Raw genomic sequence first — 25,963 nt, 5'->3', positions numbered from 1 at the left:
TGCGTGCGGGGCGGCGGCTGCGGTTCCCCCGCCGGCCGCCGCGCAGGCACCGGCCGGCGAGCGGGACCCGCTCAGACGGCCACCTTCTCGGCGGCGCGCCCGCCGGCCGGGGCCTCGCCCTGGCCGTCCGCCGGGACCTCGCCCGTCGGGAGATCCTGCACCATCGGCTCCCCCACCGACAGGGACTGCGCGGCGCGGGCCTTCTCCGCGGTCCGGCCGGGGAGCAGCAGGGCCAGTACGGCCGCCAGGGCGACGGCTGCGCCGCCGATCCAGAGGGCGGGGACGGTGCCGTCGGTGAAGGCCTGCCCGGACTGGTAGCCGCCCTGGGCGGAGAAGACGGAGGCGAGGACGGCGACGCCGAGGGCTCCGCCGACTTCGCGCAGGGCGCTGTTGGCGCCGGCGGCCTTGCCCTGGTCGGCGGGGGCCACGGTGGACATGAGGGCGTTGGAGGCGGGGGCGAAGAACAGGCCCATCCCGATGCCACTGACGATCATCGCGGGGAGCTGGGCGGCGTAGGAGACTTCGGTGCCCAGGATCACGGCGAACCAGCCGAGGCCGACGGCCTGCAGCGCCAGCCCGGCGACCACGACGGGGCGGCTGCCGATCCGGTCGGAGAGGATCCCGGAGATCGGGGCGGCGATCATGGGCATCGCGGTCCAGGGGAGCATGCGCAGCCCGGCTTCGGTGGGCGAGTAGCCGAGGACGCCCTGGAGGAACTGGCTCAGCAGGAAGATCGAGCCGAACATCCCGACGAACATCAGCAGGCTCGCCATGTTGATGCCGAAGAAGCCCCGGTCCCGGAAGAGCCGCATGGGCAGGACCGGGTTGGCGTTGCGGAAGCCGTGGTGGATGAACCCGCCGACGAGTGCGGCCCCCACCAGCAGGGCGCTGAGCACGGGAAGGCTGGTCCAGCCGTGCGCGTTGGCGTTGACCAGGCCGTAGACGATGCCGAAGAGGCCGCCGCTGATGAGCAGGGTGCCGGGGACGTCGAGCTTCGCCTGCGGGGCGGTGGACTCGCCGAGCTTCATCCGGGAGAGCGGCATGAGGGCCAGCCCGATCGGGACGTTCAGCCAGAAGATCCACTGCCAGGAGATGTGCTCGGTGAGGCTGCCGCCGATGAGCGGCCCGCTCGCGACGGCGAGGCCGGTGAGGGCTCCGTAGATGCCGAGGGCCATTCCGCGCCGGGCGGCGGGGACGGCGACGGTCAGCAGCGTGAGCGAGAGGGGCATCATGATCGCCGCGCCGACACCCTGGACGGCGCGGGCGGCGATGAGCTCGTTGATGCCGGGCGACAGGGCCGCGGCGGCGGAGGCGACGGTGAACACCGCCGTACCGGCGATGAAGAGCCGGCGACGGCCGAACCGGTCACCGAGGGCCGCGCCGAACATGAGCAGGACGGCGAAGGTGAGCGTGTAGGCGTTCACCGTCCACTCCAGGTCCTCCAGCTTCCCGCCGAGGTCCTCGCGGATGGAGGGGAGCGCGGTGGTGACGACGAGGTTGTCGAGCGCGGCCATGAAGCTGGCGGCCCCGGTGATGACGAGGGCCCAGACCGCAGGCCCGCGAAGCTTGGTGTCTTGCACGATTCCCCCAAAACTAGTTATTGATCACTAACTTCAACGGGCAGGGCTGGGCCCAGCACCGGACGATGCGCGGTACGCGCGGTACGCGCGGTACGCGCGGCCGGCGAACGAACGAACGGACGGAGGGGTGGACGGGACGGGCGTACCGGTGTCCGGTGTCGGGCGTACCCGCTACTCGGGCCGGGCGCCCGGATAGCAGCCGTCCCAGACCCGGTGCCCCGGCGGGAACCCCATGGCGGACAGGACGTTGATCAGCATTCCGTAGGCGAGGAAGCTGCTCGTCTCCTGCGGGTCCGCCCCGAGCGGGACGTGCAGGGTGTCCCACAGCTCCATCCAGGCGGCCCGCACCATCTCGCCGAACTCGGGCTCCCCGGCAGCCTCGGCGGCGGCGACGGTCACGTACGTCTGGAGCTGCATCTGCAGCTTCTCGGGCTGCTCGGCGATCAGCTTCATGTACGCCGCGCTCATCTCCTCGACCGCGTCCTCGCCCTGGAGGTCCTTGGCGGCTCCCTCCAGGACCCGCCGGATGTCCTCCATGCAGCGGGCGGCGGCGGCCAGGAAGATGGCCTGCTTGTTCGGAAAGAGCCGGAAGAGGTACGGCTGCGACACCCCGACCCGCTTGGCGATCGCCTCGGTGGAGGTCCCGTAGTACCCACCCCGCGCGAACTCGCCCATCGCCGCCAGGATGACGCTCTCGCGCCGCTCTTCCGCACTCATCCTTGCCATGCTTCGAAGTTAGTGCTCAATCACTAACCTTGCAAGCCCTCCTATGACCCGACCACCGAAAAGGCCCTGCCCTGCGACTCTCTTCGCAGGTCAGGGCCTTACCGGTAAAGCAAAACGCAGGCACCGCAGGGCCGAATGAGCCGCACGGGGGGCTCACCAGGCGGCGTGGTGGCGAAGCGGGGCGGGGCGGGGCGGGGGCCCTACGGCGCGAGAGCAACCACCGCGCGCGACATCCCCAGGACCTTCTGCCCGGCGCTGGTGGCCGTCAGGTCGACCCGTACCCGGTTGTCGTCCAGCTTCGCCCCGACCTTGGCCGTGACCTCGATCAGCGCACCCTGCCCGTCGTTGGGGACGACGACCGGCTTCGTGAACCGCACGCCGTACTCGACGACCGCTCCCGGGTCGCCGACCCAGTCGGTGACCACGCGGATCGCCTCGGCCATGGTGAACATGCCGTGGGCGATGACGTCGGGCAGTCCGACCTCGGTGGCGAACTTCTCGTTCCAGTGGATCGGGTTGAAGTCGCCCGACGCACCCGCGTACCGCACCAGCGTCGCCCGCGTGACGGGGAAGGACGCCGCCGGCAGCTCGGTGCCGACCTCGACGTCGTCGTACTGGATCTGGGCAGCCATCTCAGGCCTCCTCGGGGGCGGAACCGGCGGCGGGCTCGGGCGCCCGGGAGACGAGCTTCGTCCAGGCGGTCACCACGTGTTCGCCGGACTCGTCGTGGACCTCACCGCGGATGTCGATGACGTCGTTGCCCGCGAGCGACTTGATGGCCTCGATGGTCGAGGTCACCGTCAGCCGGTCGCCGGCCCGCACGGGCCGGGTGTACGCGAACTTCTGGTCGCCGTGGACCACGCGGCTGTAGTCCAGCCCCAGCTGCGGGTCGTCGACGACCTGGCTGGCCGCCGCGAACGTGATGGCGAACACAAAGGTCGGCGGAGCGATCACGTCTTGGTGACCGAACGCCTTGGCAGCTTCGGGGTCCGTGTACACCGGATTGGCATCGCCCACCGCGACCGCGAATTCGCGGATCTTCTCCCGGCCGACCTCGTACGGATCGGTGGGCGGGTAGCTCCGCCCCACGAAGGACTGGTCGAGCGCCATGACTCTCTACCTCCCTGTTGAAACGATCTGTCTGTCGAAACGACACAAGGCCGCCCCCAATGAAGGGGACGACCTCATGACGTATGACTCAGCCTGTTGTACGAGACTTCGCCTGGTGTTAGCGGGTCTCGCGGTGCGCGGTGTGCGAGTTGCAGCGCGGGCAGTGCTTCTTCATCTCAAGACGGTCCGGGTTGTTACGCCGGTTCTTCTTGGTGATGTAGTTCCGCTCCTTGCACTCCACGCAGGCCAGCGTGATCTTCGGGCGGACGTCGGTGGCAGCCACGTGAGTGCTCCTTGACGGACAATTGGGACGGATGAACGCATAAAAGAGTAGCCGATCGGGAGACCGACCCCGCAATCGGCTACTGGGTGTAGCGGCGACCGGACTTGAACCGGTGACACAGCGATTATGAGCCGCTTGCTCTACCGACTGAGCTACGCCGCTTTGATGAGATCCGTTCCCCACCCGAGGGTGGGGAACCTCTCTCACCAGAGCCCCAATGCGGAATCGAACCGCAGACCTTCTCCTTACCATGGAGACGCTCTACCGACTGAGCTATTGGGGCGAGCGAGGAAGACATTACACGGTCGCCAGCCGATCGCCCAAATCCTTTGCGGGGCCTGGCCTCGGAGCACCACCGCGGCCTTTCTTGATCCCCCCGAAACCCGCCTCGGGCCCCCCTCGAAGCACCTTTCCCCCCGAAAGGTGTCAGGCATCACACCCCACTCCCCTCCCGCCCGCCGAACCGGCCCGGCCCGGGGGCGAACGCGCGGCGGCCCCCGGAGTCCACGCCAGAGAGCGGGAACGGGTCGAACCGGCGGGAGCCGCGGCCGTGCACAGGAGCACGAAGGCCGGGGCCAAGGCCGGGGCCGGGGGCTGGGGCGTGGTCCGGGGCTGGGGCTGGGGCTGGGGCCGGGGCAAGGGCAGGGGCAGGGGCCGAACCACGTTGGCGGGGACGGGGACCGGGCAGGCTGACGGGGGGCCGGACCAGGCTGGCGGGGACGAGCACGGGGCGGGACAAGGCTGGCGGAGGCGGGGCCAGGGCCGGGCGCGCGCGGAGGCAGAGACCGGGCAAGGCGGCCGGAGCCCGGGGCACAGCCCGGGCCTGCAGCATCGCCAGGTGCCACGAGCAGGCCCACGGCGGCGGCTCCGGAGCTGACCGCGGAGTCCGCACTGCAGGCCGGGGCGGCCGCAGCGCGGCACAGGCAGGGCGGTCGCCGCACGGCACAGGCGGGGCGGTCGCCACGCGGCAGCCACACGGCCAAGGCCGCAGCAAGCCCAGCCGGGGGCGACTCCGGACATGAACCCCAGCCGGCCCCAGGATCTACTCCGGGTCCAGGCCCCGGGCCTTGAGACGCAGCCGGGCCTGGGCCCGTGCCCACGGTCGGAACCTGGGGTCGGGGTCGGGGTCGGAGCCCGAGGCCGGGACTGGGGTCGGCACCAGGGGTCGGAACCCGGGGCCGGTCCGCGGCCGGCACCGAGACCGGAGCCCGAGGCCCCGGACGAGGGCCGGAACCTAGGGCCGGAGCCGCGGCCAGGACTGAGGTCGGCACCCACGGTGGGAACCCCGAGGCGGGTCCGCGGCCGGCACCGCGGCGAAGACCCAGCAGTCGGGACCGGAAGGGAGCGCGCAGCCAGGACCGGGACCGGATCCAGGGTCGGGACTGGGGCCGGAGCCGCGGCCCGGACTGAGTCCAACACTTGGGGTCGGAACCCCGGGGCGTGTCCACGGCCCGGACGAGGTCGTGACCCGGAACCGGAGCCCGCGGCCGGGTCTGATGCCGGGACCCGGGGCGGAATCCGGGGCGCGACCCAGGCCGGGACCCGGGGCCGAAGCCGGGGCGCGACCCGGGGCCGAAGCCGGGATGGGCCCCGAGGCGGAAGCCGAGGCGCGACCCAGGCCGGGATCAGAGGCGGAAGCCGGGGCGCGACCCGGGGCCGAAGCCGGGGCGGAAGCCGGGGTGGGAGCCAGAAGCGGGACCCGGGAGCGGGCTCGGGTCGGGCTGTGAGGGGCCGCGGAGGAGGGTGGGGCGCCCAGACGCAGCGGTACGACTATTGCCCTCCTCCGCGAAGCAGGCACCCCCGCCCCCTAGGCTCTGAGCACGCTGCGTGATCTTGGGCCGCGGGCCGCGGCCACGGCTCCAGGAACCGCCCGAGCCACCGCAGGAGCGCGATGTCCGACAGCCCGCCGCAGCAGCCGTCCCACTCCCCGCGCAACCGCCCCGGCGGCGGCCAGGGCCCGGGGCAGGGGCAGGGGCACGGCCCCGAGGGCACCCAGGGAAGTCCGGGAGCCCCGGGCCCGGCGGCCCCCGAGCCCACCACCCTGCTCCTCGCCGGCGCCCGCCTCACCGACGGCCGCACCGTCGACGTCCGCCTCGGCGGCGGCCGGATCCAGGCCGTCGGTACGGCCGGCAGCCTGCCCGCCGCCGCGGGCGCCCGCGTCGACCTCACCGGCTACCTGCTCCTCCCCGCGCCCGCCGAGCCCCACTCCCATGGGGACACCGCCCTGACCGCGGACAGCGAAGGGCCCGTCTCCTACGCCCCCGACGAGGTGCAGCGCCGCGCCACCGAGGCGGCCCTGCTCCAGCTCGGGCACGGCGCCACGGCCGTCCGGTCCCACGTGCGCATCGGCGACGTGCACGGCCTCGGCCCCCTGGAGGCCGTGCTCCAGGCCCGCCGCTCCCTGCGCGGGCTCACCGATCTCACCACCGTCGCCGTTCCCCGCCTGCTGACCGGGGTGGCCGGGGCCGACGGGCTCGCCATGCTGCGGGACGCCGTGAAGATGGGCGCCTCCGTCATCGGCGGCTGCCCCGACCTCGACCCCGACCCCACCGGCTTCCTCGAAGCCGTACTGGAACTCGCCTCCGAGCACGGCTGCCCCGTCGACCTGCACACCGACGGCGACGACCCCGCCCGCCTGTCCCGGCTCGCGGCGATGGCCGGCGGGCTGCGGCCCGGGGTGTCCATCGGGCCCTGCGGCGGCCTGTCCCGGCTCCCGCTGGACGTGGCGACCCGGGCCGCCGACCAGCTGGCGGCCGCCGGCGTAGGGGTGACCTGCCTCCCCCAGGGCGACTGCGCGGCCCTGGAACGGCGGGGCCTGCGCACCGCCCCCGTACGGCTGCTGCGCGCCGCCGGGGTGCGCGTCGCGGCCGGCAGCGGGGCCCTGCGCGACGCGGGCAACCCGGTCGGGCGCGGAGACCCGCTCGAAGCCGCGTACCTCCTCGCCTCCCAGGGCGGGCTCCGCGCCACCGAGGCCTACCACTCGGTCTCCGGCGCCGCCCGCGAGGCGATGGGCCTGCCGGAGGTCCGGGTGGAGGCCGGGTTCCCCGCGGAGCTGCTCGCCGTGCGCGGGGACCGGATCGCGAGCGTGCTGTCCCTCGCGTACAGCCGGATCGTGATCCACCGCGGGCGGGTGGTAGCCCGGACGAGTGCCGTACGGGAGTACTGCGACTCGGCCGTCGCGGTGGCCCTGGACCTGCCCCGGCAGGGCCGTATGGAGCCCGGCCCCTGAGCATTCACCGCATGTTCCCGGGCGCGGTCGCCCGGCTCGTCGTACGGTCGTGGCATGCGCATCGTCATCGCGGGTGGACACGGTCAGATCGCGCTGCGGCTGGAGCGCCTGCTCGCCGCGCGCGGGTACGAGGTCGCGGGCATCATCCGCGATCCGGCACAGGGCGACGACCTCAGGGAGGCGGGCGCCGAACCGGTGCTGTGCGACCTGGAGTCGGCGTCGGTCGAGCACGTGGCGGGCATCCTCCAAGGCGCGGACGCCGCGGTGTTCGCGGCGGGCGCGGGTCCCGGCAGCGGGGCCGGGCGCAAGGACACGGTGGACCGGGGCGCGGCCGTGCTGTTCGCGGACGCCGCCGAACGGGCCCGGGTACGCCGCTTCCTGATGGTCTCCTCGATGGGCGCGGACACCCGCCGCGAGGGCGACGAGGTCTTCGACCACTACCTCCGCGCCAAGGGCGAGGCCGACGAGCACGTCCGCACCCGTCTGGGCCTGGAGTGGACGGTCCTGCGCCCGGGCTCTCTGACCGACGACGCGGGTACAGGCCTGGTCCGCCTGGAGGCGCAGACGGGCCGCGGGCCGGTCACCCGCGACGACGTGGCGGCGGTCCTCGCCGAGCTGATCGACACGCCCGCGACCGCGGGCCTCACCCTGGAACTGATCGCGGGCTCGACCCCGGTCCCGGTGGCGGTCAAGGACGTGGCGGGCAACTAGGCCGCCTCTTCCGGTTCTTGCAGCAGCCCCACGGCCGGGGGCCGGAACGGCACCCCGGCCGTGGGGCCGCCCCCGTCAGAAGTCGACGGTCAGGCGGTCGTCGGAGCGGCCGACCGAATCCTGCTGGAACCGCTGCTCGTACGCCTCCCGGATCCGCTCGATGCGCGCACCGCGCTCGTCGGCCTCCTTCTCCGGGTACAGCAGCACCACCTCGTACGAGACCTCGCGGATGAGCTTCCCGTCCCGCTGCCACTGGCCGCGCCCGTCCTGGAGGGTCAGCCCCTCGGGGAAGGCCGGGGTGATCTCCCGTTCGAGGAACCCCATGAACTCCCGCTCCCCGACCGGCGGACGGCCGCCCGGCCGCTCGGTGCCGAAGTAGAGCCGGGTCTCCTGGTAGGGATTCCCCACATGGGTGTCGAGCGCTGCTCCGACCAGTGCCGGGATCCCCGCTCCGAGCAGGGCGAGGAGCACCCCGCCACCGACCTTTCCGCGCGCGTCAGAAGTCCATTTCACGCCGGATGAACGACCGGGGCCCCACATCGGTACGCCCGGTTCCGCCCGATGGACCAGCCGCGCCCGTGCCTCCTCCGTCCGGCCCCTCATGCCGTCTCCAGGCGGCGCTGCCACCACGGGTCCCCCGGCGGGGCGTGGGGATCGTCGAGCGTCCGGGCGAGGAACCGCGCATCGAGCGGAGCGAGCACGGCCCGCAGTTCCCGCGCGGCGCGACGGGGCAGGGCGAGGCACAGGCCCTCCAGGACTTCCCGGTGATCGCCACCCCAGGGGGGCGAGCAGCAGGGGTCGTCGTACCGGCTCGGGTAGAGGATCCACGAAGGGCCCCGCCCGTACACCGTCGCGCGCCAGGCGGACAGGGCCCGATGGGCCGCGCCCGGCTCGTACCGGTGGCGTTCGACGCGGGCGATCTCCCTGAGGGTGCCGGAGGAGACCCCGGGAACGACGGCTCGGTCGCCCTCTCGGGGCATCCAACGTGGCAGGTCCGACCGGACCTGCGAGGGCGCCTTACGCGCCATGGCCCTTTCGGCCGCTGATGCTGATCATGCGGAGAGCATGCACCCCGGGCCACTACGCCGCCCAGTGGATTTCACAGGAGGCCCTCTGCTTCCGGGTGTACGAGAAAACCCCCGCCCACTGCATTTCTGCAATGGGCGAGGGTCTCACTCGCGTGGCGGCGCCAGGGTTCGAACCTGGGTAGGCTGAGCCGGCAGATTTACAGTCTGCTCCCTTTGGCCACTCGGGCACACCGCCATGATCGCTGCCTTCTTTCCGCCTTGCGGCGGCGCTCCTTGGCAACGACGTAAACGATACCTGATGACCGGGGGTGCTTCGCCACCGGATTGATCAGCGCCGCACGTGGGCGTGGTGGCTAGGCTTTGCGGAGCGGTCCGGGGATGTCCGGCCGCGCCCTTCGGGGCCGTCACTACCGACTTCAAGGAGCCACAGCACATGGCCGACTCCAGTTTCGACATCGTCTCGAAGGTCGAGCGGCAGGAGGTCGACAACGCCCTCAACCAGGCCGCCAAGGAAATCGCGACGCGCTTCGACTTCAAGGGCACGAACGCCTCGATCGGCTGGTCCGGCGAGAAGATCCTCATGGAGGCGAACGGCGAGGAGCGCGTCAAGGCCATCCTGGACATCTTCGAGACCAAGCTGGTCAAGCGCGGGATCTCGCTCAAGTCGCTCGACGCCGGTGAGCCGCAGCTGTCCGGCAAGGAGTACAAGATCTTCGCCACGATCGAGGAAGGCATCTCCCAGGAGAACGCCAAGAAGGTCGCCAAGATCATCCGCGACGAGGGCCCCAAGGGCGTCAAGGCCCAGGTCCAGGGCGACGAGCTGCGCGTCACCTCCAAGAGCCGCGACGACCTCCAGGAGATCCAGGCCCTGCTCAAGGGCAAGGACCTGGACTTCGCGATCCAGTTCGTGAACTACCGCTGATCACCGGCTTCGGCCACGGTTCAGCCCACACGCCGGCCCGGCGGTCCTTCGAGGACCGCCGGGCCGCGGTCGTTGCGGCGGCGGGGCTCGGTGCGTGGCGCCCCGGGACCGGCGCGCGGTGGGTGTGTGCCCGGCGTGAGCGGCGTACGCGCCCGTGCCGTCCTCCGTGTGCACTTGGGCGGGCGGCAGTGCGCCCACCAGGGTGAGGGGTGTCCGTCAGCGCCTCGACAGGGGGTTCCCGCATGCCTGTGCCTGGGGCCGGCACGCTACGTGAAGACTTCGGGGCGTCCGTGGTGGTCGCCCTGGTCGCGCTACCGCTCTGCGTCGGGGTGGCCGTCGCCTCCGGGGTGCCGGCCGAACTCGGGATCCTCACCGGGGTGGTGGGCGGACTGGTCACCGGCTGGTTCCGGGGCAGCGCCCTCCAGGTGAGCGGCCCGGCCGCCGGGCTCACCGTGCTCGTCTACGAGGCCGTGCAGACCTACGGGCTGCCCGCGCTCGGCGTGCTCGTCCTGGCCGCCGGCCTGGTGCAGCTGGGCATGGGCGTGCTCCGGCTCGGGCGGTGGTTCCGGGCGATCTCCGTGGCCGTCGTGCACGGGATGCTGGCCGGTATCGGGCTCGTGCTGATCGCCGGTCAGCTGTACTCCCTGGCCGGCGTGGAGGCCCCGGGGCAGACCCTGGAGAAACTCGCCGGGGCGCTGGAGCTCGGCTGGCGCGCCGACTGGACCGCCGTGGCGCTCGGGGCCGGGACGGTCGCCGTGCTGGTGGCCTGGCGGCGGATGCCCGACCGGCTCCGGCTCGTGCCGGGGGCGCTCGTCGGGGTGGCGGCCGCGACCGCCGTGGCCGTGCTGCTGCGGCTGCCCGTGGAGCGGGTCCGGGTCACCGGCGTCATGTCGGCCGTGACCCTGCCCGGCTGGGCCGACTTCGGCGTGCTCGCCTCCGTGGGGGCCGTGGGGACCGTGGTGGCGCTCGCGCTGATCGCCTCCGCCGAGACGCTGTTCAGTGCGGCGGCCGTGGACCGCATGCACGACGGGCCCCGGACCGACTACGACCGCGAACTGGTCGCCCAGGGCGTCGGGAACACCTTCTGCGGGCTGCTCGGGGCCCTGCCGATGACCGCCGTCATCGTCCGCAGCGCCGCCAACGTCGAGGCCGGCGCCCGCACTCGGGCCTCCCGGATCCTGCACGGCGGCTGGCTGCTGCTGTTCGCCGTGGCCGTGCCGGGGCTGCTGGAGTCCGTCCCGCTCGCCGCGCTGGCCGGGGTACTGCTGCATGCCGGCTGGAAGCTGCTTCCGGTGCGGGCGGTGGCCGCCCTGTGGCGCTCGCACCGGGGCGAGGCGGTCGTCCTGGTGGCGACGGCCGCGGCGATCGTGACCACGAACCTCTTCGAGGGAGTGCTCGTCGGGCTGGGGCTCGCCGTCGCCAAGGCGGCCTGGGAGACCTCCCACGTGCACATCGAGCCGGTGTGGGAGGGCGACGAACTGCGCGTGCGGATCCTGGGGAACGCCAGTTTCCTGCGACTGCCCAAACTGCTCGACGAGCTGGACGCACTGCCCCGCGGCGGAGTCGTCCGCCTCGACCTGAGCGGGCTGCGCCACCTCGACCATGCCTGCCTGACCGCCCTGGACGGCTGGGAGCGCAGCCGTACGCCGGCCCCCGGCCGGGAAGGCGTCGCCTAGGCCGTCTACGCTCCGCCCGTGAACGCCACCCACCCCGCGCATCCCCCGCACCACGAGATGAAGCGCACCCTGGGCGTCTTCGACGCGGTCGTCGTCGGGCTCGGCGCGATGGTCGGCGCCGGGATCTTCGCCGCCCTGGCCCCGGCGGCGCGCGCGGCCGGCGGAGCGCTCCTCGCGGCGCTCGCGCTCGCGGCCCTGGTGGCGTACTGCAACGCGCACTCCTCGGCGCGACTGGCCGCCCGCTACCCCTCCTCGGGCGGCACCTACGTGTACGGACGCGAACGGCTCGGGCCCTTCTGGGGATACCTGGCCGGCTGGGGCTTCGTCGTCGGCAAAACGGCCTCCTGCGCGGCGATGGCCCTCACGGTCGGGGCCTACGCGTGGCCCGGGCAGCAGCACGCGGTGGCCGTGGCGGCGGTGGTGGCACTGACCGCCGCGAGCTACGGAGGCGTGCAGAAGTCCGCCCGGATCGCCCGGGTGATCGTGGCGGTGGTGCTGGCCGTCCTGGCCGGCGTCGTGGTGGTGTGCCTGTCCTCCGGCACGGCCGACGCCGGCCGTCTCGGCGGCTCGGACTGGGCGGCGGCGGGGCTGCTCCAGGGCGCCGGGCTGCTGTTCTTCGCCTTCGCGGGCTACGCCCGGATCACCACCCTGGGCGAGGAGGTGCGCGACCCGGAGCGCACGATCCCGCGGGCGGTGCCCCTCGCCCTGGGGATCGCCCTGCTCGTCTACGCCGCGGTCTCGGTGGCGGCGCTGTCGGTGCTCGGTGCCGACGGTCTGGGGCGGTCGGCGGCCCCGCTGGCCGACGCCGTGCGCGCGGCCGGGTGGCCCGGGCTGACTCCCGTCGTCCGGGTGGGCGCGGCCTTGGCGGCGCTCGGCTCGCTGCTGGCGCTCGTACTCGGGGTGTCGCGGACCACCCTGGCGATGGCGCGGGACGGCCATCTGCCGCGCGCGCTGGCCGCCGTACATCCCCGGCATCAGGTGCCGCACCACGCCGAGCTGGCGGTGGGCGCGGTGGTGGCGGTGCTCGCGGCCACCACCGATCTGCGGGGCGCGATCGGTTTCTCCTCCTTCGGCGTGCTCGCCTACTACGCGATCGCGAACGCTTCCGCGTGGACTCTCGATTCAGGTGTCAAGGACCGGGCCGTGGCAGCGGTGGGGCTGTCCGGCTGCGTGGTGCTGGCCTGCGCGCTGCCCGCCGCGTCGACGGTCACGGGGGCCGCGGTGCTGGCGCTGGGCGCGCTGGCCTACCGGGTGCGCCGACGCCTCGCTCCCGGGCCCTGAGGCCCGCGTACCGGCCTGGTGGGAGGTGCGCACGGGGGCCGGCGACTCGCTTCGGCAACTGCTCGATGTCATTCATGCACACAGAGTGACAGCCCCCACTGACAATCGCCCTGACCTGCGGTTTCAGCCGCGGTAAGGGTGCGACGAGGAAGGGCGGCGGGGGCGCAGACGGGGGCGCGGCCTCAGTCCGCTTGGCGCTCCGCGTTCCGCGCCGGGGCGTGCGAGTCGTACCCGACGAAGAAGGTGGGGCGGCGCTGCACGGCCGTGTAGATGCGGCCGATGTACTCGCCGAGCAGGCCGACGCAGATCAGCTGCACGCCGCCGAGGAAGAGCATCACGATGAACAGCGAGGTCCAGCCGGGGACGGTCTGGCCCTTCAGGTAGATCGCCAGGGTCGCGCCCACCATCAGCAGGCAGCCGAAGAAGCTGGCCACCCCCAGCCAGGTGGCCAGGCGCAGCGGGGCGGCGGAGAAGTTGATGACGCTGTCGACGCCGAGCCGGAACATCTTGCTCAGCGGGTACTTGGTCTCCCCCGCCACCCGCTCCTCGCGCTGGTAGCTGACCTGCCCGCTGGGGAAGCCGAGCCACGGCACGAGCAGGCGGTACACCTGGTGCTGGTCGGGCATGGCCTTGACCGCGTCGACCGCCGCGCGGCTGAGCAGCCGGAAGTCGCCCGCCTGCGCGGGCACCTGCTTGCCGACCAGGCGGCGCACCAGCCAGTAGTACGCGCCGGCCGTGTGCCGCTTGAAGCCGGTGTCCGTGCTCCGGTCGGCCCGGACGCCGTAGACGATGTCGAGACCGTCCGCGCGGGCCAGGTCGAGCATCTCCGGGATCTTCTCCGGCGGGTCCTGGAGGTCCGCGTCGATGCTGGCCACGTACGCGCCCGAGGCGCTGTGCAGGCCCGCCGTGAGGGCGGCCTGGTGGCCGGAGTTCCCGCGCAGCCGCACGACCCGCAGCTCGGGCCACTTGGCCTGGAACTCGGTGAGCAGCTCCGCGGTGCGGTCCTTGCTGCCGTCGTCGACGGCGACGACCTCGTAGCGGACGGCCATGGCGTCGAGCGCCGGGCGCAGTCTGCCGACCAGGGCCGGCAGCGCGTCCTCCTCGTTGTACATCGGCACGACCACGGAGAGGGTCGTGGAGGGCTCGGAGGGCTCGGAGGGATCAGAGGGCTCGGAGAACTCGTAAGGCTCAGAGGGGTCAGAGGGCTCGTTCGACATCGGTTCTTCCCTGCCCGTTGTGCGTGCCGCTCGTCCGCGTCACTCGTCCGCAACCCGGAACTTTAATACGAGTGGATGAACCGGATCCGGGCTCGGCGCGGCTCAGCGCGAGGCGAACGGAGCGTCCGTGGGGACGATCTCGCGGCCCAGCGGGAGCAGGGAGAGCGGGACCATCTTGAAGTTGGCGATGCCGAACGGGATGCCGATGATCGTGACGCACAGCGCGATGCCGGTGACGATGTGGCCGAGGGCCAGCCACCAGCCGGCGAGGACGAGCCACAGCACGTTCCCGATGCAGGACGCGGCACCCGCGTCACGCCGCTCGACGGCCGTGTACCCGAAGGGCCACAGGGCGTACACGGCGATGCGGAACGAGGCTATGCCGAAGGGGATTCCGATGATGGTGATGCAGAGGATCACACCCGCCAGGCAGTAGCCCAGGAAGAGCCAGACTCCGCTCAGGACGAGCCAAATGAGGTTCAGGATGGTCTTCACTGACTACGGCCTGCCATCTGTTCGAGCCGGGCGATGCGCTCGGCCATCGGAGGGTGTGTGGAAAACATCTTGGACAATCCTTCGCCGGGACGGAAGGGATTGGCGATCATCATGTGGCTCGCTGTCTCCAGTCGGGGCTCGGCGGGCAGCGGAAGCTGCTTGGTGCCGGCGTCCAGCTTGCGCAGGGCGCTGGCGAGGGCGAGCGGGTCCCCGGTGAGCTGGGCCCCGGAGGCGTCCGCCTCGTACTCGCGCGAGCGGCTGATGGCGAGCTGGATCACGGAGGCCGCGAGCGGTCCCAGGATCATGATCAGCAGCATGCCGAAGAGTCCCGGTCCCTCGTCGTCGTTGGAGCGGCCGATGGGGATCAGCCAGGCGAAGTTGACCAGGAACATGATCACGGAGGCCAGGGCGCCCGCGACGGACGAGATGAGGATGTCGCGGTTGTAGACGTGGCTGAGCTCGTGGCCGATGACCCCGCGCAGCTCACGCTCGTCGAGTATGCGCAGGATGCCCTCGGTGCAGCAGACCGCGGCGTTGCGCGGGTTGCGGCCGGTGGCGAAGGCGTTGGGGGCTTCGGTCGGCGAGATGTAGAGCCGGGGCATGGGCTGGCGCGCGGACGTGGAGAGCTCGCGCACCATGCGGTACAGCTCGGGCGCCTCGAACTCGCTGACGGGGCGGGCGCGCATCGCGCGCAGGGCGAGTTTGTCGCTGTTCCAGTACGCGTACGCGTTGGTGCCGAGGGCCACGAGGACGGCGACGATCAGGCCGCCCCGGCCGAAGAAGCTTCCGATCAGGATGATGAGGGCCGACAGACCACCGAGGAGTACGGCGGTCTTCAGCCCGTTGTGCCGGCGGTGCACGGTGCGCCCTCCAAGTGGTGCGGCAGGGGGACCCGTCCAGGATCTGGGGATCGGAGGGCCTGCTGTCCATACGGTCCAGTGGACCCTTCCTTCCTGGTCAACGCCAGGTGAGGGCGGCAGGTTCCCCGGGCACGCCGGACCCCGCCGCCCCGGTGGACCGGGGGGCGGGGCGGCGGCAGGGCTGTGGCGGGGCTTCCGCGGGGCTGTGGCGGGCCTCTCGCAGGGCTGCCGCGGTGCTGCCGCGGGCGGGGCGCAGGTTAGGCCGTACGGGTTACGGGCGCGGCCCTACAGCGGGAAGAGGCTCCCCGTGGCGAAGCGCAGGACGAGCTGCGGGGCACCCGAGAGGACCAGCGCGGTGGCGGCGGTGAGCACGATGGCCACCATGACCGGCCAAGGGGTGCGCGTACGGGGCTGCGCGGCCTCCTGCGCGCCCTCCGGCGCCGTGTCCGGGACGGCCCCCTCGGGGGTGCGGAAGAGCAGGGCGGTCCAGCGCAGGTAGTAGTACAGCGCGATGACGACGTTGACGGCCATGACCACGGCGAGCCAGCCCAGGCCCGCGTCGACCGCCGAACGGAAGACGGTGACCTTCGCGAAGAGCCCGATGATGCCCGGCGGCAGACCGGCCAGGCAGAGCAGGAAGAAGGCCATCGCGAGGGCGGCGAGCGGGCTCTCGGCGTACAGGCCCCGGTAGTCGGCGAGCCGGTGCAGCGGCTTCGTACGGGCCACCAGGGCGGCCACGGCGAAGGCGCCGAGGTTCACGGCGGCGTACATGAGGGCGTAGGCGACGGTGGAGCCGATCTGGTCGCGGCCGGCGTAGGCGGCGGCCGCGATCGGGACCAGCAGGTAGCCGGCCTGGCCCACGGAGGACCAGGCGAGCAGCCGTACGGCCCCGCCCGGCCGGTCGGCGGACTGGCGCAGGGCCGCCGCGTTGCCGAGGGTCATGGTGAGCGCGGCCAGGACGGCGAGGGCCGGGCCCCAGACGTCGGAGTACGCGGGGAAGGCGATCACCGTGACGAGGATGAGGCCGGTGAAGCCGACGGCCTTGCCGATGACCGACAGGTATCCGGCGACGGGCAGCGGGGCGCCCACGTAGGTGTCCGGGACCCAGAAGTGGAAGGGGACGGCGGCCGTCTTGAAGGCGAAGCCGACCAGGGTGAGCGCGACGCCGGCCATGGCCAGCGTGTCGAGCTGTCCGGGGACGTTCCCGAGCCGGTCGGCGACCTGGGTGAGGTGCAGGGAGCCGGTGGCGGCGTAGACGAAGCTGACGCCCATCAGGGACACGGCGGTGGCCGTGACGGAGGACAGGAAGAACTTGAGGGCGGCCTCGGAGGAGAGCCGGTCGCCGCGGCGCATGCCGACGAGGGCGAAGGCCGGCAGCGAGGCGACTTCGAGGGCGACGATCAGGGTGGCGAGGTCGCGGGAGGCGGGCAGCAGGGCGGCGCCGGCGGCGGAGGAGAGCAGCAGGAACCAGTACTCGCCGGCCGGCATGCGCGCCTCGCGGACGGCGGTGACCGACAGCAGGGCGGTGACCAGGGCGCCGCCCAGGACGAGGAACTGCACGACGAGCGCGAAGTGGTCGGCGGCGTAGCTGCACGCGGCCGGGTCGGCCGTACCGGGTCCGGTGAGGCAGAAGGTGCTGCGGTCGCCGGCGCGCAGCGGCAGCAGGGTGGCAGTCGCGGCTGCCAGCCCGGCCACGGAGATCCAGCCGAGCAGCGGCTTGCGGCGCTCCGGCAGGAAGAGGTCGGCGACCAGCACGAGGAGGCCGACTGCGGCGGTGATGACGACCGGCGCGATGGCGAGCCAGTCGACGGACTGGACCATGCTGGGCGCGTCGGCGGCGCCGATGGTGGCGGCGATGGTGGTGCCAGTACCAGTGCCGATGCCGGTGCCGGCGATGGACTGAAGGACCGTCATGAGTTCCCTCCCGCGAGGAGCTTCTGGACGGCCGGGTCGGTGAGGCCGAGGAGGACCGCGGGCCACAGGCCGGCGAGGAGGGTGAGGGCGACGAGCGGGCTCCAGGCGGCGTACTCGTAGCGCTGGATGTCCGCGAGGACCACCGGGGCGGCGGTCCCTTCGCGCGCGGCCTTCGGGTCGCCCATGCACACCCGCCGTACGACGATCAGAAGGTAGGCGGCGGTGAGCAGGGTGCCGAACGCGCCGACGGCCATGTACGTGAGGAACGCCGGCCGGGGCAGGCCCTCGGCGGGGTCGAACGCGCCGAAGAGGGCCAGCATCTCGCCCCAGAAGCCGGCCAGGCCGGGGAGGCCGAGCGAGGCGATGGCGGCGAAGGCGAGCAGGGCTCCGAGGCGGGGGGCGCGGCCGTAGAGGGCTGCTCCGGTGGCTCCGGCGAGGGTGTCGAGATCGGCCGTGTTGTAACGGTCTTTGAGGGAACCGACAAGAAAGAAGAGAAGGCCGGTGATCAGACCGTGCGCGACGTTGGCGAACAGAGCGCCGTTCACACCGGTCGGGGTCATGGACGCGATGCCGAGGAGGACGAAGCCCATGTGGCCGACGGAGGAGTACGCGATGAGGCGCTTGAGGTCGCCCTTGTTGCCCTTGCGGGCGAGGGCGAGGCAGGCCAGGGACCCGTAGACGATGCCGACCGCGGCGAAGGCGCCCAGGTACGGGGCGAAGGTGGCCATGCCGTCGGGGGTGGCGGGCAACAGGATCCGGACGAAACCGTAGGTGCCCATCTTCAGCAGGACGCCCGCGAGGAGGACGGAGCCGACGGTGGGGGCGGCCGTGTGGGCGTCCGGCAGCCAGCTGTGCAGCGGCCACATCGGGGTCTTCACGGCGAGGCCGATCCCGATGGCCAGAACGGCCAGGACCTGGGTGGTGTGGGACAGTTCGCGGCCGTTGTCGGAGGCCAGTGCCACCATGTCGAAGGTGCCGCTGTTCAGCCCGATCAGCAGCAGGCCGAGCAGCATCACCACGGAGCCGAGGAGGGTGTAGAGGATGAACTTCCAGGCGGCTGCCTGCCGCTGAGCACCGCCCCAGCGGGCGATGAGGAAGTACATGGGGATGAGGACCATCTCGAAGGCGAGGAAGAACAGCAGCAGGTCGAGGACGGCGAAGGTGGCGAGGGTGCCGGACTCCAGGACCAGGAGCAGGGCGACGAAGGCCTTCGCGGAGGGGCCCGCGGGGAGCTTGAAGTAGCTGTAGAGCGCGCAGAGGAAGAACAGCAGCGCGGTCATCAGGAGGAGGGGGAGCGAGATGCCGTCGATGCCGAGGTGGATCCGGACGTTCAGGGCCTGGATCCAGCTGATGTCCGTCGTCGCCTGGAAGCGGGACGGGGCGTCGTGGTCGAAGCCCACGGCGAGGACGATCGCCGCGGCGAGGATCGCACCGGTCACGGTCACGCCGTGGCGCAGTACGGCCTGTTCGGGGCTCTTGCCCTTCAGTCCGGGCGGGGCCGGCAGGAGGGCGGCGACGGCGCCGACGAGCGGGCCGGCCACGACGAACGCCAGAAGGAACTGCATCACGGACGGGCTGATATCAATCACGGCTGACTCACGGCTCACGATCCGGCGTTGACGTTGGCGAGGACGGCGGTGGCGATCGCCAGGACCACGGCGCCGGCGAGCAGGGCACTCAGGTAGCTCTGCACGTTGCCGGTCTGGGCGCGGCGCACGAGCGTGCCGAGCAGCCGGGGGCCGAGGCCCGCGCCACGGACGTACGAGTCCACGACCTCGCGGTCGAGGAAGCGCACGAGGGCTGCGGCACCTCGGACGGGTCGGACGAACAGGCGGTCGTAAACGGCGTCGAGGTGGAAGCCGACGGCGGCGTGCCGGTGCAGCGGTCCGAGGAGCGCGCGGCCGGGGTCGGCAGCGGGGGCCGTGGAGACGGCCGGGTGGTCGTGGGTGACCTCGGCGACTTCGGGGCTCTCGGCGGCGGACTCTGCGGCGACGACGGAGGCGGGCACGGCGCCGGTGGCGGGCACGGGGGCGGCGCCGGTGGCGGGCGCACCGGCGGTGGCGGGGCCCGCTCCGGCCGGGGCTGCCGGGGTCAGGGCGGCCTGGGCCTGGGCGCGCTGCCACAGGGCATAGGTCAGCACCGCGCCGACGGCGGCGGCGCCCGTGCCGAGGACCGAGGTCGTCAGCGACGGGGTGAGCTCGCGGCCGTCGAAGAAGTCGGAGAGGGGACCGGCCAGCAGACCGAAGCCCACGGACGGGACCGCCAGCAGCCACAGCACGCCGGTCATGGCGACGGGCTCCTTGCCGTGGTCGGGGGCGGCTGCGCCCCGGCCGCGGAAGGCCATCAGCCACAGCCGGGTGGCGTAGGCGGCGGTGAGCAGGGCGGTCAGCACGCCGGCGACGAGGACCACCCAGCCGGCCGCGCTCGGGGCGAGCTCCGAGTGGCCGCCGGCGGTGTGCTCGGCGGCGACGAGGACGGCTTCCTTGGAGAAGAAGCCGGCGAAGGGCGGGAAGGCGGCGAGCGCGAGCAGCGCGATCGTCATCGTCCAGAAGGCGTCGGGGATGCGCTTGGACAGTCCGTCCATGCGGGACATGGCGGCGAGGGAGTTCGTCCCGGCGGCGTGGATGATCACGCCGGCGCCGAGGAAGAGGAGCGCCTTGAAGGCGCCGTGGGACAGGAGGTGGAAGACGGCGGCCGCGCGGTCGCCGACGGCCAGGGCCCCGGTCATGTAGCCGAGCTGGCCGATCGTGGAGTAGGCCAGCACCCGCTTGATGTCGTCCTGGGCCAGGGCGGCGAGGGCGGAGCCGACCATCGTGACGGCCGCCATGACGGCCAGGACCACCAGTGCGGCCCGGGACGCCGCGAAGACGGGGAGGAGGCGGGCGACGAAGTAGACGCCGGCGGCGACCATCGTCGCCGCGTGGATCAGCGCGGAGACCGGGGTGGGGCCCGCCATGGCGTCCGGAAGCCATGTGTGCAGCGGGAACTGCGCGGACTTGCCCGCGACTCCGGCCAGCAGGAGGAGCGCGATGAGCGTCGGGTGGTCGAGTCCGCCCGCGGCGACGGTGCCCAGGATCTTGGTGATCCGGAAGGACCCGGCGTCGGTGGCGAGCGCGAACAGGCCGATGAGGAAGGGGACGTCGCCGAGCTTGGTGACGAGGAAGGCCTTCAGGGAGGCGGAGCGGGCCGCCTCGGTCTCCCAGTAGTGGCCGACCAGGAAGTACGAGCAGATGCCCATGATCTCCCAGCCGACCAGCAGCACCATCAGGTCGCCGGAGTAGACGACGAGCAGCATGGCGGAGGTGAACAGTGAGACCAGAGCGGCGTAGGACGGGTAGCGCGGGTCCTCGCGCAGGTACGCCGTCGAGTAGATCTGCACGCAGGTGGCGACGAGGCCGACGAGGACGGCCACCATGACGGCGAAGCCGTCCAGGTGGAGCGAGAGCTCGATGGGCACCGAGCCGGTCGGGGTCAGCTCGGTCGCCGTGTCGATCGCCTTGCCGCCGCCCTGGCGGACGGCGACCAGGACCGCGAGGACCGCGGCAGCCAGCGTCGGCAGCACGGCGAGCGGCTTGACGAAGCCGGGGGCGGTGCGGCCGAGGAGCAGTCCCGCCAGTGCGCCCAGGAAGGGCAGGAGGGGGACCAGTACGGCGAGGGTCGGTGTGCTCACGCGGCGGCTCCGGTCGCAGGGTTCGCGCTGCCCGGGTTCACGCCGGCCGGGTCCGAGCCGTCCGGCTCGTGGCCCTCGGCGGTGTCGCGCAGTCGGTCGACGTCGGCGGTGCCCCGGTTGCGGTAGACCATCAGCACGATCGCGAGGCCGATGCCGATCTCGGCGGCGGCGATGGCGATGGTGAAGAGGGTGAGGGCCTGGCCGGCGTGCAGGCTGTCGCGCAGCCAGACGTCGAAGGCCACCAGGTTGAGGTTGACGGCGTTGAGCATCAGCTCGACGGACATCAGGACCAGGATGGCGTTGCGGCGGGCGAGCACTCCGTACAGGCCCGTGCAGAAGAGGAGCGCCGCCAGCACGGCGGGGTAGGCGAGGTGCATCAGCGCTGCCCGCCCTTCGGGTCGGCGGGGGTCGCGGTGGCGGGCGCGTCCTTGCGGGACAGCACGATGGCGCCGATCAGGGCCGCGAGGAGGAGGACGGAGAGCGCCTCGAAGGGCAGCACCCAGTGCCGGAAGAGGATCTCTCCCGAGACCTTGGTGGAGCCCTGGGCGGGGCCGTCGAGGTCGATCCAGGTGGTGCGGAAGGCGTCGACGACCACCCAGACGAGCGCGGCGGCCGCGACGAGGGCCACGCCGAGCGCGACCGGGCGGTTGCCCGAGTCGGCGTCCGGTGAACGGCCGATGGGGGCCTTGGTGAGCATCAGCCCGAAGAGGAGGAGGACGACCACGGAACCGAGGTAGATCAGCACCTGGACCCAGGCGATGAACTCGGCGGTCAGCAGCAGGTACTCGACGGCGATCCCGCCGAGGGCGACGACCAGCCACAGGGCGGCGTGCACAAGCTGCTTGGTGGTGACCGTGACGGCGGCCGCGCCGAGGGTGGCGAGGCCGACGAGGACGAAGGCGATCTCGACGCCGGTCGGGGAGAGGAAGCCGTTGCCGGTGCCTTGGGCGGCGGCCGCGAGGTGGGCGGTGAGCATCAGACGGCGCCTCCCGCCGGGTTCGGGGGGTTGCCGGGCTGCACCGGGTAGCCGGGCTGCGCGGGCGCGGCCGGGGACTGCTCGGCGGCGGCCGCGGCCTCCGCCTTCTCCACGGCCTTGCGGGCGGCCGCGATCTCCTTGGGTTCCTCGGCGCCCGGATCCAGGGCCGGCGGGGCCGGGACGGTCCACATCCACTCGCGCAGCTTGTCGCGCTCGTGGGTGAGCTCGTGGATGTCGGTCTCGGCGTACTCGAACTCCGGCGACCAGAACAGTGCGTCGAAGGGGCACACCTCGATGCAGATGCCGCAGTACATGCAGAGGGAGAAGTCGATGGCGAAGCGGTCGAGGACGTTGCGGCTGCGCTCACGGCCACCGGGGGCGGCGGCCGGCACCGTCTCCTTGTGGGAGTCGATGTAGATGCACCAGTCGGGGCACTCGCGTGCGCACAGCATGCAGACCGTGCAGTTCTCCTCGAACAGGCCGATGACCCCGCGCGAGCGCGGCGGGAGTTCGGGCTGCACCTCGGGGTACTGGGCGGTGTGCGAGCGCTTCGTCATCGTGCGCAGCGTGACGGCCAGGCCCTTGGCGAGGCCGGAGCCAGGGATGGGAGGCATTACTGGATCGCCACCTTCACGATGCCGGTGAGCGCGATCTGGGCGAGCGCGAGGGGGATGAGTACGGTCCAGGCGAGCTTCTGCAGCTGGTCCTCGCGCAGGCGGGGGTAGCTCACGCGGAGCCAGATGACGACGAAGGACAGCGCGGCGATCTTGATCAGGGTCCAGGCCCAGCCGAAGTCGTCACCGCCGAAGGGGCCGTGCCAGCCGCCCAGGAAGAGGACGGTGGTCAGGGCGCACAGGACGACGATGCCGGCGTACTCGGCGAGCAGGAACAGCGCGAAGCGCAGGCCGGTGTACTCGGTGTACGCGCCGAAGATGATCTCGGAGTCGGCGACGGGCATGTCGAAGGGGGGCCGCTGGAGCTCGGCGAGGCCGGCGGTGAAGAAGACGAGTCCGCCGACGATCTGCCAGGGCAGCCACCACCACTCGAAGGCGCCGACGATGCCGGGGAGCGAGACGGTTCCGGCGGCCATGGCGACCGAGGCCGCCGCGAGCAGCATGGGGAGCTCGTAGGCGAGCAGCTGGGCGGCGGTGCGGAGGCCTCCGAGGAGGGAGAACTTGTTCGCGGAGGCCCAGCCGGCCATGAGCGAGCCGAGCACGCCCACGCCCATGACGGCGAGCGCGAAGAAGAGCCCGGCGTCGATGACCTGGCCGACGGCGCCCTCGCCGGGGCCGATCGGGATGGCTAGGAGGACCAGGAGGTAAGGGAGGAGCGCGACGGCGGGGGCGAGCTGGAAGACACGGCGGTCGGCGTTGGCCGGGACGATGTCTTCCTTCTGCGCGAACTTGACTCCGTCGGCGACGAGCTGGGCCCAGCCGTGGAAGCCGCCGGCGTACATGGGGCCGAGGCGGCCCTGCATGTGGGCCATCACCTTGTGCTCGGTCTGCCCGACGACGAGCGGGAGCACGAGGAAGACGGCGAAGACGACGATCAGCCGCAGGGCGACGTCGAGGACGTCGTTCACGCGGCGCCTCCGGTGGGGTCGTTGGGGGTGGGGTCCGTCTCCGGGTCGTCCGGGTCGGCGGGGTCCGCGGGGTCCGCCTTGGGGGCGGACTCGGACCCGGACTCGGAGTCCTGCTCGGATCCGGCGGGGGCGGCCGGGGCCGCCTGGTCCTTGGGGGTGGCCGGGTCGGCGAGTTCGGCCAGGGTGGCCGGGGCCGTCGGGTCTTCGGGGGTGGCCGGGACCTCCGGAGTGGCCGGAGCCGCGGGGGCGGCCGGGGCCGCCTGGTCCTCGGGGGCGGCCGGTTCGGCCGGGTCCTCCGGGGTTGCCCGGTCGACCGGGGCTTCCGGAGTGACCGGGGTTGCCCGGTCGGCCGGGGTCTCCGGAGTCGCCGGGGTTGCCCGGTCAGCCGGGGCCTCCGGGGTTCCCCGGTCGACCGGGGCTTCCGAAGTGGCCGGGGTTGCCCGGTCGGCCGGGGCTTCCGGAGTCGCCGGGGTTGCCCGGTCAGCCGGGGCCTCCGGAGTCGCCGGGGTCGGCCGGGGGGCCGGGGGCTCCGGGGTGTCGAAGGCCGGCTTCGGGTTGTGCCAGGGGGCGTCCGTGCTGCCGCGCACCGGGCGGGCGGGGGGTCGCGGTTCCGCCTCGGGTGTGGCTTCGGCCGCGGCCTGGCTCGCCGAGCCGTCGGATGCCGAGCGGGAGCGGCGCGCCGGGCGGGCCGGGGCCGCCTCGGACGCAGCCGGGCCGGCGTCGGGCGACGGCGCCTCGGCCGGGGTGGCCGGTTCGGCCGGTGCCGGGGTGGTCGGTTCGGCTGCGGCCTGGCTCGCCGAGCCGTCGGATGCCGAGCGGGAGCGGCGCGCAGGGCGGGCCGCCTCGGACGGGGCCGGGCCGGCGTCGGGCGACGGTGCCTCGGCCGGGGTGGCTGCGGCCTGGCTCGCCGAGCCGTCGGCTACCGAGCGGGTACGGCGGACCGGGCGGGCCGGGGTTTCCTCGGGGGTGGTTGCCGGGGCGCCTTCGCGGGGGGTGCGGGCCGGGCGGTCGCCGGCTGCGCGCGGGGTGCGGGCGGGGCGGGTGGGGGCCGGGGGGAGCTGGCCCTTCATCGGGCCCCAGTCGTTGGGGTCCGGTACGCCCGGCGGGAGCATCTGGCGGCGCTTCGGGGCGTCCGGGTCGTGCGCCTCGCCCGGCTCCTTCGCGCCCGGCCATGCCTTGGCGACCCGCGCCGCGAGGACGAAGTCCTTGCGCAGCGGGTGGCCCTCGAAGTTCTCGGGGAGGAGCAGCGGAACCAGGTTGGGGTGGTCGGTGAAGGCGACCCCGAACATCTCCCAGGTCTCGCGCTCGTGCCATTCCGCGCCGGCGTAGATCGAGACCGCCGACGGCAGGGAGGGCGCCGAGTGGGGGACGGTGGTGCGCAGCAGGAGGCGGCGTACGCGGTGGTTCTCCAGGGAGACGACGTGCGCGCAGATGCGGAAGCCGGTGCCCGGCTCGTCCACCGCGCTCAGCCAGTCGAAGTAGGTGCAGCCCAGCTTGTCGCGGGCGATCTCCAGCGCGGGGATCCAGCTCGCGGTGGGGACGTCGACCGTGAGGACGGAGTAGGAGAGGGAGCCGACCGCTTCGGCGCCGAAGACCGTTCCCGCCGCGTCGGGGAGGGAGTCGTAGAGGTTCACGCGTCCGTCCCGGGAGCGGCGGTGGGGGTGGGCGGAGGGGTGATCAGGCCGCTCGTGAGCTGCGCCGGGGACGGCGCGGGCGTGGTCGTGTAGCGCTCCGCGAGCGATTCGCGGGCGATCTTCTCCTGGAGCTTGAGGATGCCCTGGAGGAGGGCCTCGGGGCGCGGCGGGCAGCCGGGGACGTAGACGTCGACCGGGATGATCTGGTCGACGCCCTTGGTCACCGAGTACGAGTCCCAGTACGGGCCGCCGCAGTTGGAGCAGGCGCCGAAGGAGATGACGTACTTGGGCTCGGGCATCTGCTCGTACAGCCGCTTGACGGCCGGGGCCATCTTGTCCGTCACCGTGCCGGAGACGATCATGAGGTCCGCCTGGCGCGGGCCGGGCGCGAAGGGGATGACGCCGAGCCGGATGAAGTCATGGCGGGCCATCGAGGCCGCGATGAACTCGATCGCGCAGCAGGCGAGGCCGAAGTTGAAGACCCACAGGCTGTAGCGGCGGCCCCAGTTGAGGACCACCTTCATGGGCTCGGGCGCGAGGCGGGACAGGACGCCCAGCCGCTTCGGCTCCGGGAGCAGCTGCGGCTCCGACTCCGTGGCCGGGGTACCGGCCGGGGTCACAGCCATTCGAGGACGCCCTTCTTGTACGCGTAGAGCAGGCCGACGGCCAGGAAGCCGAGGAAGATGAACATCTCCACCAGCGTCGTGGCGCCGTAGCCGGCGGCGGCGAACACCGTCGCCCAGGGGAAGAGGAAGATCGAGTCGACGGCGAAGATGACGTAGAGGAAGGCGTAGACGTAGTAGCGGACCTGGGTGTGCGCCCAGCCCTCGCCCACCGGGTCCACGCCGCACTCGTAGGTCAGGAGTTTCTCGCGGGTCGGGACGGACGGGCTCAGCAGGCGGTTGGCGCCGAACGCCACGGCCACGAAGAGCACACCGAGCGCGGCCAGGAGACCGACGACCGAATACGTTCGGAAGTAGTCCGCTGCGAGCACGGATACGGTCGATACCGTTGGTTCGGGCACGTCCGTTCCTCGTTCCTCGGCCACTGTCGACGATCAGGTTGATCT

At 72.7% G+C, this 25,963-nt stretch carries 25 protein-coding genes and 3 tRNA genes; 5 read left to right on the top strand and 23 right to left on the bottom strand.

What is annotated here, in order from left to right:
* Positions 1 to 71: 71 nt before the first annotated feature.
* The 7 genes from ACZ60J_RS20015 to ACZ60J_RS19985 all read right to left on the bottom strand — a co-directional run bounded on the left by ACZ60J_RS20015 (position 72) and on the right by ACZ60J_RS19985 (position 3,982).
* Positions 72 to 1,583, bottom strand: a complete 1,512-nt coding sequence (locus ACZ60J_RS20015; RefSeq protein ID WP_469684093.1) for a DHA2 family efflux MFS transporter permease subunit — start codon at positions 1,581 to 1,583, stop codon at positions 72 to 74.
* A 168-nt stretch (positions 1,584 to 1,751) separates the two neighbouring features.
* The gene (locus tag ACZ60J_RS20010; RefSeq protein WP_469683534.1) at positions 1,752 to 2,306 is read right to left on the bottom strand and encodes a TetR/AcrR family transcriptional regulator; all 555 of its coding nucleotides are present in this window, start codon (positions 2,304 to 2,306) and stop codon (positions 1,752 to 1,754) included.
* A gap of 200 nt (positions 2,307 to 2,506) precedes the next feature.
* A complete protein-coding gene (locus ACZ60J_RS20005) occupies positions 2,507 to 2,938 on the bottom strand; it encodes a MaoC family dehydratase (protein ID WP_469683532.1) in 432 nt (143 codons plus the stop codon).
* A 1-nt stretch (position 2,939) separates the two neighbouring features.
* The gene (locus ACZ60J_RS20000; protein WP_254387409.1) at positions 2,940 to 3,416 is read right to left on the bottom strand and encodes a MaoC family dehydratase N-terminal domain-containing protein; all 477 of its coding nucleotides are present in this window, start codon (positions 3,414 to 3,416) and stop codon (positions 2,940 to 2,942) included.
* A 118-nt stretch (positions 3,417 to 3,534) separates the two neighbouring features.
* Positions 3,535 to 3,699: a 50S ribosomal protein L33 gene (gene rpmG, locus ACZ60J_RS19995; RefSeq protein WP_003956487.1), complete on the bottom strand. Its 165-nt coding sequence runs from the start codon at positions 3,697 to 3,699 to the stop codon at positions 3,535 to 3,537.
* An 89-nt stretch (positions 3,700 to 3,788) separates the two neighbouring features.
* A tRNA-Met gene (locus tag ACZ60J_RS19990) sits at positions 3,789 to 3,861 on the bottom strand.
* 48 nt (positions 3,862 to 3,909) lie between these two features.
* Positions 3,910 to 3,982 (bottom strand) — tRNA-Thr (locus tag ACZ60J_RS19985).
* Positions 3,983 to 5,590: 1,608 nt separating this feature from the next.
* Here ACZ60J_RS19985 and ACZ60J_RS19980 point away from each other — a divergent pair.
* Together ACZ60J_RS19980 and ACZ60J_RS19975 are read left to right on the top strand one after the other, a co-directional pair.
* Entirely contained in the window at positions 5,591 to 6,928 is a 1,338-nt protein-coding gene (locus ACZ60J_RS19980; protein WP_469683531.1) for an amidohydrolase family protein, read from the top strand.
* Positions 6,929 to 6,982: 54 nt separating this feature from the next.
* Positions 6,983 to 7,639, top strand: coding sequence for an SDR family oxidoreductase (locus ACZ60J_RS19975; protein WP_469683530.1), 657 nt, complete (start codon positions 6,983 to 6,985; stop codon positions 7,637 to 7,639).
* A 75-nt stretch (positions 7,640 to 7,714) separates the two neighbouring features.
* Here the strand turns inward: ACZ60J_RS19975 and ACZ60J_RS19970 are convergent, their stop codons facing one another.
* From ACZ60J_RS19970 to ACZ60J_RS19960, 3 genes are all read right to left on the bottom strand, one after another.
* The gene (locus ACZ60J_RS19970) at positions 7,715 to 8,152 is read right to left on the bottom strand and encodes a DUF3574 domain-containing protein (protein WP_469683528.1); all 438 of its coding nucleotides are present in this window, start codon (positions 8,150 to 8,152) and stop codon (positions 7,715 to 7,717) included.
* Between the two features lie 86 nt (positions 8,153 to 8,238).
* Positions 8,239 to 8,619 (bottom strand): hypothetical protein, encoded by a 381-nt coding sequence (locus tag ACZ60J_RS19965; RefSeq protein WP_469683527.1) that lies wholly within the window; start codon positions 8,617 to 8,619, stop codon positions 8,239 to 8,241.
* Positions 8,620 to 8,820: 201 nt separating this feature from the next.
* Positions 8,821 to 8,902: transfer RNA gene (locus ACZ60J_RS19960), tRNA-Tyr, on the bottom strand.
* Between the two features lie 198 nt (positions 8,903 to 9,100).
* On the opposite strand from ACZ60J_RS19960, the gene ACZ60J_RS19955 reads away from it, so the two are divergent.
* The 3 genes from ACZ60J_RS19955 (at position 9,101) to ACZ60J_RS19945 (ending at position 12,546) form a co-directional block, all read left to right on the top strand.
* A complete protein-coding gene (locus ACZ60J_RS19955) occupies positions 9,101 to 9,589 on the top strand; it encodes a YajQ family cyclic di-GMP-binding protein (RefSeq protein ID WP_469683525.1) in 489 nt (162 codons plus the stop codon).
* 242 nt (positions 9,590 to 9,831) lie between these two features.
* The gene (locus ACZ60J_RS19950; protein ID WP_469683523.1) at positions 9,832 to 11,265 is read left to right on the top strand and encodes a SulP family inorganic anion transporter; all 1,434 of its coding nucleotides are present in this window, start codon (positions 9,832 to 9,834) and stop codon (positions 11,263 to 11,265) included.
* A 57-nt stretch (positions 11,266 to 11,322) separates the two neighbouring features.
* Positions 11,323 to 12,546, top strand: coding sequence for an APC family permease (locus tag ACZ60J_RS19945; protein WP_469684091.1), 1,224 nt, complete (start codon positions 11,323 to 11,325; stop codon positions 12,544 to 12,546).
* A gap of 182 nt (positions 12,547 to 12,728) precedes the next feature.
* Here the strand turns inward: ACZ60J_RS19945 and ACZ60J_RS19940 are convergent, their stop codons facing one another.
* The 13 genes from ACZ60J_RS19940 to ACZ60J_RS19880 all read right to left on the bottom strand — a co-directional run bounded on the left by ACZ60J_RS19940 (position 12,729) and on the right by ACZ60J_RS19880 (position 25,918).
* Positions 12,729 to 13,763: a glycosyltransferase family 2 protein gene (locus tag ACZ60J_RS19940; protein WP_469683522.1), complete on the bottom strand. Its 1,035-nt coding sequence runs from the start codon at positions 13,761 to 13,763 to the stop codon at positions 12,729 to 12,731.
* A 102-nt stretch (positions 13,764 to 13,865) separates the two neighbouring features.
* Positions 13,866 to 14,258 carry a YccF domain-containing protein gene (locus ACZ60J_RS19935; RefSeq protein WP_469683520.1) on the bottom strand — a complete coding sequence of 131 codons (393 nt, stop codon included), beginning with the start codon at positions 14,256 to 14,258 and terminating at the stop codon, positions 13,866 to 13,868.
* Complete coding sequence (gene htpX, locus ACZ60J_RS19930; RefSeq protein WP_250740894.1) at positions 14,255 to 15,118, bottom strand: zinc metalloprotease HtpX; 864 nt, start codon at positions 15,116 to 15,118, stop codon at positions 14,255 to 14,257. The genes ACZ60J_RS19935 and htpX overlap by 4 nt, the downstream gene beginning before the upstream one ends.
* 285 nt (positions 15,119 to 15,403) lie before the next feature.
* Entirely contained in the window at positions 15,404 to 16,939 is a 1,536-nt protein-coding gene (locus ACZ60J_RS19925) for an NADH-quinone oxidoreductase subunit N (protein WP_469684089.1), read from the bottom strand.
* Positions 16,940 to 17,028: 89 nt separating this feature from the next.
* The gene (locus ACZ60J_RS19920) at positions 17,029 to 18,597 is read right to left on the bottom strand and encodes a complex I subunit 4 family protein (RefSeq protein WP_469684087.1); all 1,569 of its coding nucleotides are present in this window, start codon (positions 18,595 to 18,597) and stop codon (positions 17,029 to 17,031) included.
* A 38-nt stretch (positions 18,598 to 18,635) separates the two neighbouring features.
* Positions 18,636 to 20,702, bottom strand: a complete 2,067-nt coding sequence (locus ACZ60J_RS19915) for an NADH-quinone oxidoreductase subunit 5 family protein (protein WP_469683518.1) — start codon at positions 20,700 to 20,702, stop codon at positions 18,636 to 18,638.
* Complete coding sequence (nuoK, locus tag ACZ60J_RS19910; protein WP_469683516.1) at positions 20,699 to 21,079, bottom strand: NADH-quinone oxidoreductase subunit NuoK; 381 nt, start codon at positions 21,077 to 21,079, stop codon at positions 20,699 to 20,701. Before nuoK ends, ACZ60J_RS19915 begins: the two co-directional genes overlap by 4 nt.
* Entirely contained in the window at positions 21,079 to 21,678 is a 600-nt protein-coding gene (locus ACZ60J_RS19905) for an NADH-quinone oxidoreductase subunit J family protein (RefSeq protein WP_469683514.1), read from the bottom strand. The genes nuoK and ACZ60J_RS19905 overlap by 1 nt, the downstream gene beginning before the upstream one ends.
* Positions 21,678 to 22,292 (bottom strand): NuoI/complex I 23 kDa subunit family protein, encoded by a 615-nt coding sequence (locus ACZ60J_RS19900; RefSeq protein ID WP_469683512.1) that lies wholly within the window; start codon positions 22,290 to 22,292, stop codon positions 21,678 to 21,680. The genes ACZ60J_RS19905 and ACZ60J_RS19900 overlap by 1 nt, the downstream gene beginning before the upstream one ends.
* Positions 22,292 to 23,260, bottom strand: a complete 969-nt coding sequence (locus tag ACZ60J_RS19895) for a complex I subunit 1/NuoH family protein (RefSeq protein WP_469683510.1) — start codon at positions 23,258 to 23,260, stop codon at positions 22,292 to 22,294. The genes ACZ60J_RS19900 and ACZ60J_RS19895 overlap by 1 nt, the downstream gene beginning before the upstream one ends.
* A complete protein-coding gene (locus ACZ60J_RS19890) occupies positions 23,257 to 24,894 on the bottom strand; it encodes an NADH-quinone oxidoreductase subunit C (RefSeq protein ID WP_469683509.1) in 1,638 nt (545 codons plus the stop codon). The genes ACZ60J_RS19895 and ACZ60J_RS19890 overlap by 4 nt, the downstream gene beginning before the upstream one ends.
* The gene (locus ACZ60J_RS19885; protein WP_469683508.1) at positions 24,891 to 25,520 is read right to left on the bottom strand and encodes an NADH-quinone oxidoreductase subunit B; all 630 of its coding nucleotides are present in this window, start codon (positions 25,518 to 25,520) and stop codon (positions 24,891 to 24,893) included. Before ACZ60J_RS19885 ends, ACZ60J_RS19890 begins: the two co-directional genes overlap by 4 nt.
* A complete protein-coding gene (locus tag ACZ60J_RS19880) occupies positions 25,511 to 25,918 on the bottom strand; it encodes an NADH-quinone oxidoreductase subunit A (RefSeq protein WP_250740903.1) in 408 nt (135 codons plus the stop codon). Before ACZ60J_RS19880 ends, ACZ60J_RS19885 begins: the two co-directional genes overlap by 10 nt.
* Positions 25,919 to 25,963: the final 45 nt, after the last annotated feature.

This window comes from Streptomyces sp. NPDC104226, assembly GCF_055584085.1.
This window is presented reverse-complemented; position numbering and strand designations above follow the sequence as displayed.

What these genes read in the sequence shown, in the direction of transcription:
- ACZ60J_RS20010 (WP_469683534.1), bottom strand. Translation starts at nt 2,306, where the DNA reads ATGGCAAGGATGAGTGCGGAAGAGCGGCGCGAGAGCGTCATCCTGGCG.
- ACZ60J_RS20005 (WP_469683532.1), bottom strand. Translation starts at nt 2,938, where the DNA reads ATGGCTGCCCAGATCCAGTACGACGACGTCGAGGTCGGCACCGAGCTG.
- ACZ60J_RS20000 (WP_254387409.1), bottom strand. Translation starts at nt 3,416, where the DNA reads ATGGCGCTCGACCAGTCCTTCGTGGGGCGGAGCTACCCGCCCACCGAT.
- ACZ60J_RS19980 (WP_469683531.1), top strand. Translation starts at nt 5,591, where the DNA reads ATGTCCGACAGCCCGCCGCAGCAGCCGTCCCACTCCCCGCGCAACCGC.
- ACZ60J_RS19975 (WP_469683530.1), top strand. Translation starts at nt 6,983, where the DNA reads ATGCGCATCGTCATCGCGGGTGGACACGGTCAGATCGCGCTGCGGCTG.
- ACZ60J_RS19965 (WP_469683527.1), bottom strand. Translation starts at nt 8,619, where the DNA reads ATGCCCCGAGAGGGCGACCGAGCCGTCGTTCCCGGGGTCTCCTCCGGC.
- ACZ60J_RS19955 (WP_469683525.1), top strand. Translation starts at nt 9,101, where the DNA reads ATGGCCGACTCCAGTTTCGACATCGTCTCGAAGGTCGAGCGGCAGGAG.
- ACZ60J_RS19950 (WP_469683523.1), top strand. Translation starts at nt 9,832, where the DNA reads ATGCCTGTGCCTGGGGCCGGCACGCTACGTGAAGACTTCGGGGCGTCC.
- ACZ60J_RS19945 (WP_469684091.1), top strand. Translation starts at nt 11,323, where the DNA reads ATGAAGCGCACCCTGGGCGTCTTCGACGCGGTCGTCGTCGGGCTCGGC.
- ACZ60J_RS19940 (WP_469683522.1), bottom strand. Translation starts at nt 13,763, where the DNA reads ATGTCGAACGAGCCCTCTGACCCCTCTGAGCCTTACGAGTTCTCCGAG.
- ACZ60J_RS19925 (WP_469684089.1), bottom strand. Translation starts at nt 16,939, where the DNA reads ATGGTCCAGTCCGTCGACTGGCTCGCCATCGCGCCGGTCGTCATCACC.
- ACZ60J_RS19920 (WP_469684087.1), bottom strand. Translation starts at nt 18,597, where the DNA reads ATGCAGTTCCTTCTGGCGTTCGTCGTGGCCGGCCCGCTCGTCGGCGCC.
- nuoK (WP_469683516.1), bottom strand. Translation starts at nt 21,079, where the DNA reads ATGCACCTCGCCTACCCCGCCGTGCTGGCGGCGCTCCTCTTCTGCACG.
- ACZ60J_RS19905 (WP_469683514.1), bottom strand. Translation starts at nt 21,678, where the DNA reads ATGCTCACCGCCCACCTCGCGGCCGCCGCCCAAGGCACCGGCAACGGC.
- ACZ60J_RS19900 (WP_469683512.1), bottom strand. Translation starts at nt 22,292, where the DNA reads ATGCCTCCCATCCCTGGCTCCGGCCTCGCCAAGGGCCTGGCCGTCACG.
- ACZ60J_RS19885 (WP_469683508.1), bottom strand. Translation starts at nt 25,520, where the DNA reads ATGGCTGTGACCCCGGCCGGTACCCCGGCCACGGAGTCGGAGCCGCAG.